A 13,767-nucleotide genomic window follows, 5' to 3' on the forward strand; every position below is an offset into this window, starting at 1 on the left:
GGAGCTCGCCATGTCCACGACCCCGAGGACCCTGCTATTCGACGAGCAGCTCAAGGCCGAGAAGGACTACTGGATCGAGCGGCTGACCCGCGCCGACGCCCGCGCGAGCTGGCGCCGCGATCACGAGGGCCGCGATCCGGGCAGCTTTGCGACCCACACCCTGGTCCTCGATGAAGCCCTCGACCAACGCCTGCGCGAGGTCAGCGGTGATCGACCCCTGCTGATCTACACGGCGCTGGTCAGCGCGATCGCGGCGTGCCTGATCCGTCACAGCGGTGACGGCCGAGTCGCTATTGGCAGCCCGGCCTACACCACCGACCCCGCGAGCGCCGAGCTCAACGTCGTCGTGATCCAGGACGAGATCGACGCCAGGTTCGAGTTCCGTGCGCTGCTCGGCCGCGTTCACGAGACCTTGCTCGCGGCCTACGAGCGCCAGCGCTACCCCTACGAGCGCCTCGTCGACGATCTCGGCCATCTCGGCCATCTCGGCCAGGCCGGGGACGGCGTCGAGCTCCCGCTGTTCGACGTGGCCGTGACCCTCGACGAGATCCACGGGCCCGCCGGGCTGGCGCTCGTTGGGCCCGAGCCCGAGCTGCGCGTGGATCTGTCCCGCCAAACGGGCCCCGTCGAGGCCAAGGTCCGCTACCGCAGCGATCGCTACGAGGCCTCGACGATCGCGCGGATCTTCGGGCACGTCGTCGAGCTGCTCCGGGCCGGTCTCGCGCGCCCCGATCAGTCGCTCGCGCGGCTCGAGATGCTGGCACCGCGCGAGCGCGAAGCCCTCGTCGAGCTCAATCGAAGCACAGACGCGAGCGCGCCCTCGTGCTGCCTCCACGAGCTTGTTTGGGCGGCCGCACGACGGCACCCCGACGCCGTCGCGGTCCGCATGCCGCTCGAGTCCGAGGGCTTCGCGTCCGGGCCCGAGCTGCGCTACGCCGAGCTCGAGCGCCGCGCGAGCGCGCTCGCGGCTCGGCTGCGCGAGCGCGGCGTGGGCCCCGAGAGCTGCGTGGGCGTCTACCTCCACCGCTCGATCGAGATGGTCGTCGCGGTGCTCGGGATCCTCGAGGCCGGCGGCGCCTATGTCCCCCTCGATCCCTGCTACCCGCCCAAGCGGCTGGCGTTCATGCTCGACGACTCGAACGCCGAGATCGTGGTCACCGACGCAGCCTTGCGCGGAACCCTAGCGCGAACCCGCGCGCAGCTCGTCGACCTCGACGAAGAGCTCGCGCAGGCGAGCGAGCGCCGCGAACTGCCAGCCCCGAGCCCCGACACCCTCGCCTACGTGATCTACACCTCGGGCACCTCCGGGCGACCCAAGGGCGTGCTCGTGCCTCACCGTGGCGCGGTCAACCTGATCCACGCGGCGATCAAATTGTTCGAGGTCGACGCGCACAGCCGCGTGCTCCAGCAGGCCTCGCTGAGCTTCGACGCCTCGGTCCTCGAGCTCTTCATGGCCCTCGCGAGCGGGGCGACGCTGGTCCTCGCCGACCGCAGCGTGCTGCTGTCCCCGCCATCGCTGACGCGGCTGCTCGAGGTTCAGCACATCACGGCCGTGGCCGCCACGCCCGCGCTGCTCGAGCTGCTCCCGCGCGAGCGCTTCGAGGAGCTGCGCGCGCTGACGGTCGGCGGTGAGGCCTGCGCGGGCGAGGTCGTCACGCACTGGGCCCGCGACCGCCGGTTGTTCAACGTCTACGCCCCGACCGAAGCCTCGATCTTCTGCACCCAACACCGCTGCGAGGGGATCTACAACGCGCCGCCGCCGGTCGGCCGCGCGATCGCCAACGTCGAGGTCCACGTGCTGTCCAACGCGGGCGAGCCGACGCCCGTCGGTGTCGTCGGCGAGGTCTACGTCGGCGGCGTCGGGGTCGTGCGCGGCTACCTCGGCCGTCCGCGCCTGAGCGCCGAGCGCTTCGTACCCGATCCCTTCTCGGGCCGGCCGGGCGCCCGCCTGTACCGGACCGGAGACCTCGCGCGGCGGCTGCCCGACGGCGAGCTCGTGTTTTGCGGCCGCGCCGATCGCCAGGTCAAGATCCGCGGCTTCCGTATCGAGCTGCCCGAGATCGAGGCCGCCCTCGCTCGCCACCCGAAGGTGCGCGAGGCCGCGGTCGTCGTCCGCGGTGAGGCCCTCCAGCGGCGACTCGTCGCGTTCGTGGCCCCCGCTGACGAGACCGAGACCGAGGCCGCGGCCGGACCCGAGGGCGAGGAGCTCGGCGCCACGCACGTCAGCCACTGGCAGGCGCTCTACGACGAGACCTACGCCGTGGCCCAGCCCGAGGACCCGCGCTTCGACGTCTCGGGCTGGAACAGCAGCTACACGGGCGAGCCGATCTCCGACGGCGAGATGCAGGCCTGGGTCCACGACAGCGTCGCGCGGCTCGTCGCCAGGGCCCCGCGCCGCGTGCTCGAGATCGGGGTTGGCAGCGGCCTGATCCTGTTTCGCGTGGCGCCGCGCTGCGTCGAGTACCGGGCCACGGACTTCTCGGCGGTCGCGCTCGATCGGCTGCGCCGCGAGCTCGGCCGGCCGGGCGCGACGATCGACAACGTCGTGCTCGAGCAGCGCGAGGCCGACGACTTCGAGGGCCTGCCCGGCGACTTCGATCTCGTCGTGCTCAACTCGATCGTCCAGTACTTCCCCGATGTCGACTACCTCCTGCGGGTCCTCGACGGGGCCGTGGCCGCGTGCCGCCCGGGCGGGGTCGTGGTCGTCGGCGACGTGCGCAGCCTGGCCCTGGTCGATCTGCTCCACACCTCGATCGCCATCCACAGCTGGCCCGCGGCGACGCGCCGCCCGGAGCTGCGCGAGCGGATCCGCCAGGCCGCGCGACGCGAGGAGGAGCTGCTCGTCGACCCCGCGCTCTTCGTCGCGCTGCGCGAGCGTCTGCCCGCGGTGTCCGATGTCGAGGTCGTGCCCAAGCGCGGGCGCGAGCTCAACGAGCTCACCCGCTTTCGCTACCAGGTCGTCATCCACGTCGGCGAGCCAAAGACCCCCGCGCGGACCCTCACCTGGCGCGACTGGTCCGCGGCCGTCGGCTCGCTCGACGGCCTCGAGCGCCTGCTGATCGACGAGGCCCCAGAGCTGCTCGGGCTCACGAGCGTCCCCAACGCGCGGCTCGACGCCGAGCGCCGGGCGTGGGCGCTGGTCGAGGCCGCCGACGGCCCCGCGACCCTCGGCGAGCTCCGCATGGCGATCACAGGCTCGCCTCGAGCGGGGATCAAGCCCGAAGATCTCCACGCCCTCGGCGAGCGCCTCGGCTACGCGGTCGAGCTCAGCTGGCTCCGCCACGACGCCGACGGGAGCTTCGACCTCGCCCTCGTGCGCGGGGCCCAAGGCCGAATTCGCGTCGCGTTCCCCGGCCCCCCCCGCGCGGGCCGAGCTCCTACCAACAACCCCGCGCGGACCGTCGGCGCGTACTCGCTGCCCTCGCGCCTCCGCGCGTTCCTGCGCGAGCTGCTGCCCGAGGCCATGATCCCGGCGAGCTTCGTCGAGCTCGCCGAGCTCCCGCGCACGGCCAACGCCAAGCTCGATCTTCACGCGCTGCCCGAGCTCGGCGAGCCCCGGCGCGAGCTCGGCGAGGAGTACGTCGCGCCCCGAACCGAGATCGAGCGCAGCATCGCGGAGGTCTGGCAGGAGGTCCTCGGCGTCTCGCAGGTCGGCGTGTTCGACAACTTTTTCGATCTCGGCGGCCACTCGCTGCTGCTCGTTCGCGTCCACAGCCGGCTTCAGGCCCGCTTCGAGCAGACCATCCGACGGGTCGAGCTGTTCAACCACGCGACGATCGACGCCCTCGCCCGGCACCTCGAGCAGCTCCTCGCGGCCCCGACCGAAGCGAGCAGCGAGGCTTCGACGCGGGCGCCGACCCGCGACCGGGCCCGATCCGAAGCCGACGACAGCGAGCGCGACATTGCGATCATCGCTATGGCCTGTCGCTACCCCGGCGCCCGCGATCTCGACCAATTTTGGGCGCTGTTGCGCGAAGGTCGCGAGACCATCACCCGGTTCTCGTCGGCCGAGCTGCTCGCCGCGGGCACCGATCCCGTGGCCCTCGACCACCCACACTACGTCCGCGCGGGCGGGACCATCGACGACATCGAGCTGTTCGACGCCGGCCTGTTTGGCTACCACGCGCGCGAGGCCCAGATGATGGATCCGCAGCAGCGGGTGTTCCTCGAAGCCTGCTGGGAGGTGCTCGAGCGCGCCGGCCACGACCCCGCGCGCTTCCCCGCCAAGAACATCGGCGTGTTCGCGGGGCTGTCGCTCAACACCTACCTGCTCCACAACCTCCTCGCCAACCGTGAGCTGCTCGAGCAGATGGGCGCGTTCCAGACCATGCTCGGCAACTCCAACGACCTGCTCGCCCAGCGCGTCTCGTACAAGCTCGACCTGCGCGGGCCGAGCGTCAACGTCCAGACCGGCTGCTCGACCTCGCTGGTCGCCGTGCACCTCGCCTGCCAGGCCCTGCGCCGCGGCGCGACCGACATGGCCCTCGCTGGCGGCGTCGCGCTGCTGATCCCCCAGGCCCAGGGCTATCTCTACGCCGAGTCGGGGGTCTGCTCCGACGACGGCCGCTGCCGGCCCTTCGACGCCGCCGCGACCGGGACGGTGCCGAGCCGAGGCCTCGGCGTGGTCGCGCTGCGTCGCCTCGCCGACGCGCTCGCCGACGGTGATCCGATCTACGCGGTCATCAAGGGCTCGGCGATCAACAACGACGGCGCCGACAAGCCCGGGTTCACGGCCCCGAGCATCGCGGGCCAGGTGACCGCGATCCGCGACGCGCTCGCCGACGCCCGCGTCGACGCGCGCAGCGTCAGCTACGTCGAGGCCCACGGGACCGCGACCGCGCTCGGCGATCCGATCGAGGTCGCCGCGCTGACCCGGGCCTACCGCGAGGACACCGATGACCGGGGGTATTGCGCGCTCGGCTCACTCAAGTCCAACTGCGGCCACCCGGACACGGCCTCGGGCGTCGCCGGCCTGATCAAGACCGCGCTCGCGCTGCGCCACGGCGAGCTTCCTCCGACGCTCCACTTCGAGCAACCCAACGCCGATCTCGAGCTCGAGCGCTCCCCCTTTCGTGTCCAGACCGAGCTCAGCCCGTGGGCGGGGCCGCGGCGCCGCGCCGCGATCAACTCCCTCGGGATCGGGGGCACGAACGCCCACGTGATCCTCGAGCAAGCGCCGCCGCGCGCGGCCACCGATCCCGGGCGCGCGTCCGAGCTGATCCTCGTCAGCGCTCGCAGTCAGGCCGCGCTTCGAAACGCAGCCCGCGAACTCGGCGAGCACCTCCAGGCCACGCCCGAGCTCGCCCTCGCCGACGTCGCTCACACGACCCGGGTCGGGCGGCGGCAGCTCGCGCGACGCTTGGCGATCGTGAGCGGCTCGCTCGAGGACGCCAGCGCGCGCCTGCGTGAGCTCGATGAAGACCTCCACACCGTCGGTCCCCGGGCGCCCGAGCTGGTGTTCGCGTTCCCCGGCCAGGGCGCGCAGCGAGTCGGCATGGGCGCAGCGCTCTACGAGCGCGAGCCGGTGTTCGCCCGCGAGGTCGACGCCTGCGTCGAGCTCCTCCGCCCAAGCCTCGGTGATGCGCCCCAGCGGTGGTTTCGGACGCCGGCTGGCGCGGGCCCGGATCTACGCCGAACCGACTGGGCGCAGCCGGCCCTGTTCGTGCTCGAGTACGCCCTGGCCCGGACGTGGATGGCGTGGGGCGTCCAGCCGACCCGCCTCGTCGGCCACTCCGTCGGCGAGCTCGTCGCCGCCTGCCTCGCGGGTGTGTTCGCGCTGCCCGACGCCCTCGCGCTGATCACCGAGCGTGGGCGCCTGGTCCAGGCGCTGGCGTCCGGGGGCATGCTCGCGGTCTTGCTGCCCGCGCGCGAGTTGGACGGCCGGCTCGGCGACGCGCTCGCGCTCGCGGCCGTCAACGCCGACGATCAGTGCGTCGTCGCGGGCCCCCACGACGCGCTCGCGGCCCTCGAGCGCGAGCTCGCGCGCGAGGGGGTCGGGGTCCGCCAGCTCGCGACCTCGCACGCGTTCCATTCGGCGATGATGGACCCGGCGCTGCCGGAGTTCGCTCGCGTGGTCGCGGCGACCGAGCGTCGCCCACCGAAGATCCCGATCGTGTCGACGCTGTCGGGCGCCCCGCTCGGGGACCGCGAGGCCGTCGACGTCGGACACTGGGTTCGACAGCTGCGCGAGCCGGTCCGCTTCGCCGCCGCCCTCGACGTGGTCCTCGACCAGCCCGAGACCGTCGTGCTCGAGCTCGGGCCCGGCCGCACCCTGACCAGCCTCGTTCGCCAGCGTCGCCACGAGAACCTTCGGGCCGCGATCGCGGCCCTGGCCAAGCCTGGCGAGGACGAGCAGGTCCAGCTGCTCGAGAGCCTCGGCCAGGCGTGGTGTGCGGGGGTCGAGATCGACTTCGATCGCTTCGTCGAGGGTCAGCGCCGAGCCCGGGTCGTGCTCCCCACCTATCCCTTCGAGCGTCGACGCTACTGGCTCGATCCGCTCGGCGCGAGCGCGAGCGCGAGCGCGACCAGGGTCGACGATGACGAGGGCCTGCTGCGCTGGACCAGCTGGCGAGTCGAGGCCTGCGAGGGTCGGGGGCAAACGAAGCCAGAGAAGCGGCGCGTCGTGTTGATCGATCGTAGTGGGGCCCCCGCCGACGCGCGCGCTCGCGCGCTGCTCGACGCCGGCCACGTCCTCACGCGCGCGGCTCCACCGACTGCTGCGAGCGCGACCAGCTGGGCCGAGCAGCTGCGTGGCGACGGCCCCGCGCCACACATCGTGTGGTTGCTCGATCCTGCAGCCGAGGTCGAGGAGCTCGCCTCGATGCTCGCGCTCAGCGACCAGCTGACCGACGACACCCGCCTGACCCTGATCGGCGAGGGCATCGCGGCGGTGACCGGGGCCGAGGCCCCTCGCCCGCGCGCCGCGGCGATCGCAGGTGTGGCCTTGCAGTCGCGCGCGCACGCCCGCGCGATCGATGTGCCCCCAGGCCCGATCGCGCCCGCTGTGTTCGCGCGCCTTGTCGCCGAGCTCGACGCAGGCGAGTCCGAGGCGGCCGCCGAGCGCGTCGCATATCGCGGTCGCCAGCGCTGGGTCGCGCGCGCCGACGCGATGCCCAAGACCGACGATGCCCCCGCCCCCGCCCTGGCCACGAGCGCGCCTGTCTTGGTCGGTGCCCTCGACGGCCCCAACTGGTGGTTCGCCTGCGCCTACGGCTCGAGCACCGCGACCGCAGGCCCCTCGCAGCTCCATCTCGTCGGCCCCCAACCCCCGCGCGAGCGAGTCGAGGCCCTGGCCGCGAGCGGCTGTGAGATCCGCTGGCACGCCTGCGATCTCGACGCCCCCTCCGAGCTCGGCGAGCGACTCGCGGACCTCGTCGACGCGACCCGCGGGCTCGTGCTCGGGCTCGCGCCCGCGACCGTCAACGCGGCGCTCGAGCTGCTCGCGACCGTCTCGACCCAGCCCGCCGCGTGGTGCCTCTTGCATCGGGTTTCATCCACCGCCACCGCGGCCGTCGACGCGGCGCTCACCGCCGCCGCCGCCGTCGAGCAGCACCGCAGCGGAGCTCGGTGGCTCTCGCTCAACTTCCGCGGCTGGACCGCCGCGCCCGAGTCCGGCGCCCCGCTGGCCGGTGAGCGACCTGCTGCGGCGACCGAGCTGCGCGAACTCTACGAGCGAGCCCTCGCCTTCGACGAGGGCGTCGAGATCTTCGTCGAGGCGGCGCCCGAGTCCGGGCACGGCGAGCGCGTCGATCCGAACGTCCACGAGCGGCCCGAGGGCGCCGCCGAGTACCTCGCCCCTCGAACGGCGCTCGAGCGGCGGCTCGCCGAGGTCTGGACCCAATACCTCGGCTTCTCACCGATCGGGATCAACGACGACTTCTTCGATCTCGGCGGTCAGTCGCTGCTAGCGACCGGGGTCCTGACCCATCTGCGCGAGCAGGGCATGCACGTCCGCCTCGACGCCTTCTTCGCCAACGCGACCGTCGCCAAGCTCGCGCAGCTGATCGAGGCCGGCCCGGGTGAGGGTCGCTCCGCGCCCGCGCCGATCACCAGGATCGAGCGTGGCCGGCCGCTGCCGCTGTCCTTCGCCCAGCAAAGGATGTGGTTCTTCGACCAGCTCGAGCCCGGGACCGCGACCTACACGGTGCCCGGCTGCATCCGCCTCGATCTCCCGGTCAACGTCGACGCCCTCCGCCGAAGCTTCGACGAGCTCGTCCGTCGGCACGAGACCCTCCGGACCCGCTTCGTGCTCGTCGACGGGCAGGCCGCGCAGATCATCGATCCGCCCGCGCCCTTCGATCTTGGCTACGTCGACCTCTCGCAGACGCCGGTCGCAACCCGTGAAGCCGAGGCGATCACCGCAGCCCTGGCGCTGACCCGCCGGCCCTTCGATCTCGCGCGCGGTCCGCTCCTGCGCGCAACTGTGTTCGAGCTCGACGAACACTGCTTCATCCTTCAACTCGCGATGCACCACATCATCTCCGATGGCTGGTCGATCGGGGTGTTCATCCGCGAGCTCGGGGCGCTCTACGACGCGCTGTCCTCCGGCCGCCCCTCGCCGCTGACCGAGCTGCCGATCCAGTACGCCGACTTCGCGGTTTGGCAGGCCGAGTGGTTTCGCGGCGAGGTCCTCGACGAGCAGCTCGGCTACTGGCGGCGGCAGCTGGCCGAGCTCCCGCCGCCTCTCGACCTCCCGATCGCAGGTCCGCGCCCGCCGGTCCAGACCTACGTCGGCGCGGCGGTCTCGTTCACGATCGACGCCGAGTCGACGGCCGCGCTGACCGAGGTCGCCCGGGCCGAGGGCGCGACGCTGTTCATGGCCCTGCTCGCCGGCTACGCCGCGCTGCTCGGCCGCTACACCCGGCGCGAAGACATCCTCGTCGGGACGCCGGTCGCAAACCGCAACCGGACCGAGCTCGCCGAGCTGATCGGCTTTTTCGCCAACACCCTGGCGCTGCGCGTGGATCTGTCCGGGGACCCGAGCTACGCCGAGCTCCTCCGCCGCGTCCGCGGGACCACCCTCGACGCCTTCAGCCATCAGGATCTCCCCTTCGAGCGGCTGATCGAGGAGCTCGCCCCCGACCGCGATCTGAGCCGCTCGCCGCTGTTTCAGACCATGTTGGTGGTCCAGAACGCGCCCCTGACTCCGGACCTGGGCGGCGCGCCGATCACCAGCATTCCCCTCGACAAGGGCTCGGCGCAGTTCGACACGACCTGGTACTTCACGCAGAACGCCCAAGGGCTCGCGTGCACCCTCGAGTACAACACCGATCTGTTCGAGGCCGCGTCGATCGAGCGGCTGATCGAGCACCTGTGTCGGCTGCTGCGCTCGGCCGCCGCCGCGCCGCGCCAGCCCTTGTCCGCGCTCGCGCTGCTCGCCCCGACCGAGCTCGAGCAGCTCGCCGCGTGGTCGCGGGGTCCGGCGCCCGCGACCGAGCGCGCCGAATTCTCGGGCATTTTGGCCGCGCTCGCAGACCCCTTCCGGCGCAGCCCCGACGCGACCGCGCTCACCCACGGCGACACCAGCTGGTCGTACCGCGAGCTCGAGCGCCGCGTCGCCCGGTGGGCCCGACGACTCCGCGAGGCGGGCGTCGGTCCTGAGGTCCGCGTGGCCCACTACCTCTCCCGTGGTCCCGAGCTCGTCGCGCTCACGCTCGGCGTCTGGGCCGCGGGCGGCTGCGTCGTGCCCCTCGATCCCAAGCACCCTCCCGCCCGGACCGAGCGCAGCCTCGCCGTCGCCGCGCCGCGCCTCCTGGTCACCGAGGCCCGCCTCGGCCGGGCCCTGACCACCAGCGTCACGCGGCTCGAGATCGACGCCGAGGGACCCGAGGGCCAGGGCCCCGAGCGCACGCCAGAGCTCGAGCCGCACCCGGAGCAGCTGGCCTACGTGCTGTTCACCTCGGGCTCGACCGGCGAGCCCAAGGCGACCGGGATCAGCCAGCGCAGCGTCGTGGCCCTGGTCGAGTGGCTGCGGCGACGCTACGCGCCCGAGGACCTCGCCGGCGTCTTGCTCGCGACCTCCGTGGCCTTCGACCTGTTCATGTTCGAGCTCCTCGCGCCGCTGGCCAGCGGTGGACGAGCCGTGATCGTCGACAACGTGCTCGAGCTCGCCGAACTCGACGACGACGTCGGCGTGACGCTGATCAACAGCGTGCCCTCGGCGGTCGCGGAGCTGGTCCGCGTCGGCCGGATCCCGCGCTCGGTCCGGGTCGTGAACCTCGCGGGTGAGCCGGTCCCCGAGGCCCTGGTCGTCGCGCTCGCTGGCCTCGACCACGTCAACGCGATCCACAACCTCTACGGCCCGACCGAGGACACCGTGTACTCGACCAGCGCGACCCTGGACTCGGGCCCCGTTCACATCGGCCGTCCGATCGACGGGACCCGAGCCCAGGTCCTCGACGGGCGAGGCGAGCCCGCGCCGATCGGGCTCGTCGGCGAGCTCCACCTCGCTGGCGAGGGCCTCGCGCGGGGCTACCTCGGGCGCCCGCGCGCGAGCGCCGAGCGCTTCGTCCCGGACCCCAATGGTCCCCCCGGCGCGCGAATGTATCGAACCGGCGATCTCGTTCGCTGGCGCGAGGACGGGACCCTCGCGTTCCTCGGTCGCGTCGATCATCAGGTCAAGATCCGCGGCGTTCGGCTCGAGCTCGGTGAGGTCGAGGCCCTCCTGACCCGCGCGCCCGAGGTCCGGGCCACCGCAGTCCTGAGCCTCGCGGGTGCCGAGGCCCCGGAGCTGGTCGCCTTCGTCGTCCCCGAGGCCGAGGCCGAGGCCTCCGGCGAGCTCGAGACCGAACACGTCGGTCGCTGGCGAACCGTATGGGACGAGACCTTCGCCGCCACGGCCACCGATCCCTACGAGGCCTGCGGCTGGATCGACTCGCGCGGGCAGCCCTTCCCCGCCGCGCAGCTGCGCGAGCGCTTCGAGGGCCTCGCCGCCCGCCTTGGTCGTGACCACGCTCGGATCCTCGAGCTCGGCTGCGGCAACGGGCTGCTCGTGCGCGAGCTGGCCCCGACCAGCACCCGCTACATCGCCAGCGATCTGTCGGCGCGGGCGCTCGCGCGGCTCGGCGTCCTCGTCGAGCGCGCGCCCGAGCTCGCCCACGTCGAGCTGCGCCTCGCCGCCGCCGATGACTGGTCCGGGCTCGAGGCCGAGTCCCTCGATCTCGTCGTCATCCACTCGGTCGTGCAGTACTGGCCGAGCGTAGACTATCTCCTGCGGGTCATCGACGGCGCGCTCGCGGCCCTGCGCCCGGGCGGCCAGCTGTTCATCGGCGACGTCCGCAACCTCGATCTCCACCACGCCTTCCTCAGCTCCGTGGTCGTCGACCGGGCCGACGACGACTGTCCGCGAGCGCAGCTCCTCGATCAGATCGAGCGCCTACGCGCGAGCGAAGAAGAGCTGCTCATCGCGCCGCAGCTCTTCGTCGAGCTCGAGGCCCGGACGCCGCGGATCGCAGCGCTTCGGATTGAGCTCGAGCCCGGCCGCGCTCACAACGAGCTGACCAAGTTTCGCTACGACGTGAGCATCGAGGTCGGCGAGCAGGTCGAGCGCGAGCTGATCGAGTGGTTTGACGCGTCCGCGCGCCCGCTCGGGTTGGCCGAGATCGCCGAGCTGCTCGGGGCGACCCCGGCCGCCATCGGCATCGGCGGCCTCCTCGACGCCCGCGTGCGCGACGAGCTCGGCGTGCTCGCGGCCCTCGCCGATGCCGAGCTCCCCGACGCCGCGGCGATCCGCGCGGCCCCGGCCACCGCGGCCCCGAGCGCCGCGATCGAGCCCGCCGAGCTGTGGGCGATCGGCGAGCGCCTCGGCCGCGAGGTCGAGCTTCGCCCGAGCGCCGAGCCTGGCAGGATCGACGTCGCCTTCGGGCCAGCCGTCGGCGAGCGCCGAGCGCCGCGCTTTCCCGCTAACGAGATCGGCGCCCTGCCGCCCGAGCGGCGCGCCAACCGGCCGGTCCGGGTCGCGGATGTCCGCCGCCGGGCCGCCGACCTCGACCGAGCGCTGCGGGAGTGGCTCGCCACGCAGCTGCCCGGCCAGGCGGTCCCGGCTCGCTTCGTGTTCCTCGAGGCGCTCCCGACCACGACCTCCGGCAAGGTCGATCGCCTCGCGCTCGCGCGTCGATCGAGCGCCGGAGCCAGGGCTCGGGTCGTCCGTCACCCGCCGCGCGGCGAGACCGAGCTCGCCCTCGCAGCCTTGTGGTCGGAGCTGCTCGGCGTCGACAAGATCGATCGCGAGGACGACTTCTTCGACATCGGTGGCCACTCGCTGCTCCTCGCCAGGCTCTTCGTTCGGCTCGAGGGTCGCTTCGGGGTCTCGCTCCCGCTGCGGCGGCTGTTCGAGGCCCCGACCCTCGCCGAGCTCGCCGCGGCCGTCGACCGCGCCCGCGCCCACGACCTGCGCGAGCCCGACGCGCCCAAGCTCGAGGACGCAGCCCGGCTCGCCCCCAACATTCGCCCGACACCGAAGCTCAGCCCAGCCCGCCGCCCGGCCGCGCGGATCCTGCTGACCGGCGCCACGGGCTTCGTCGGGGCCTTCGTTGTCCGCGAGCTCCTGCGTCGAACCGACGCGTCGATCTCGTGCCTGGTCCGCGCTCGCGATCGCGCCCACGCCGACGCCCGGCTGCGCGAGGCGCTGCGCGAGCTCGGCCTCGACGCGGCCGCCGCCAGCCCTCGCGTGAACACGATCCTCGGCGACCTCGACGAGCCCAACCTCGGCCTCGCGGCCGCCGACTTCGACGAGCTCGGCGAGTCGGTCGACGCCGTGCTCCACAACGGCGCGCAGGTCAACTTCCTCTATCCCTTCGAGGCCCTGCGCCGGACCAACGTCGACGGCACCGCCACGATCCTGGCCCTCGCCTGTCACCGTCGGCTCAAGCCCGTCCACTACGTCTCGACCGTCGGCGTGTTCGGAGGCTTTGGCGCGCAGGTCTGCCGCGAAGACGCTGCCCTGGTCGGCCACGCCCTGCCCCGCGGCGGCTACAGCCAGTCCAAGTGGGTCGCGGAGCAGCTCGTCGCCGAGGCCCGCGAGCGCGGCGTCCCGACATGCGTGTATCGGCTCGGGACCGTCAGCGGCGACACCCAACGCGGCCGCGCCAACACCCGCGACTTCCTCTCGCGCATGGTCGTCGGCTCGATCGAGCTCGGGCTCGCGCCGGACATCGGCTGGTCCCAAGACATGACCCCCGTCGACTATGTCGCCGCCGCGATCGTCGAGCTCGGGTTCGGTTCGGCTCCGAGCGCGACGACCTTTCACCTCGTCAACCACGATCGCTTTCACTGGCCAGCGCTGCTCGACGAGCTCGCCGGCCTCGGTCATCCGCTCCCGCGCGTGCCGATCGACGAGTGGGTCGCGGCCGTGCGCGGGCGCGTCGACGCGGGCACGCCCTGCGCCGTGGCTCCGCTGCTGCCGATGCTCGCGCGGATCTCCGCGGAGCTCGGGGCCGAAGCTGCGCCGCCGCATGACGGGCCCGGGCTCAACATGCGCTTCGACTGCCACAACGCCGAGCGCGGGCTCGAGCCCGCGGGCATTCGCTGCCCGCCGATCGACGCCGAGCTGCTGCGTCTGTATCTGCGCCAGCTCGTCGAATTCGCTCGAGTCGGCGCGGGCACGGCCGGGTAGCAGCCCGGGGTGCAATGCATCGTGTCGCCTCGCGCCGGAATGTTCGCCGAGGGCGCGAAGCCAAAACGCCGCTGTACCGGGCGTACTGCAAGTTTTGGCGACAAAGCCCTCGGCGAAGAGGCCAAGCGAGGCGGCGCGAGGCATTGCACCCCGGG

General features: G+C 72.8%; 1 protein-coding gene. It reads left to right on the forward strand.

Annotated features, from left to right (window positions below):
* The first annotated feature begins 10 nt into the window (after nt 1–10).
* Nucleotides 11–13,612: a hybrid non-ribosomal peptide synthetase/type I polyketide synthase gene (locus ENSA5_RS17480; RefSeq protein WP_106392813.1), complete on the forward strand. Its 13,602-nt coding sequence runs from the start codon at nt 11–13 to the stop codon at nt 13,610–13,612.
* Nucleotides 13,613–13,767 lie beyond the last annotated feature (155 nt).

This window comes from Enhygromyxa salina (assembly GCF_002994615.1).
GTDB classification, from domain to species: Bacteria; Myxococcota_A; Polyangia; order Nannocystales; family Nannocystaceae; genus Plesiocystis; species Plesiocystis salina_A.

Coding starts and splice junctions, on each gene's coding strand:
- ENSA5_RS17480 (WP_106392813.1), top strand. CDS start 11: ATGTCCACGACCCCGAGGACCCTGCTATTCGACGAGCAGCTCAAGGCC.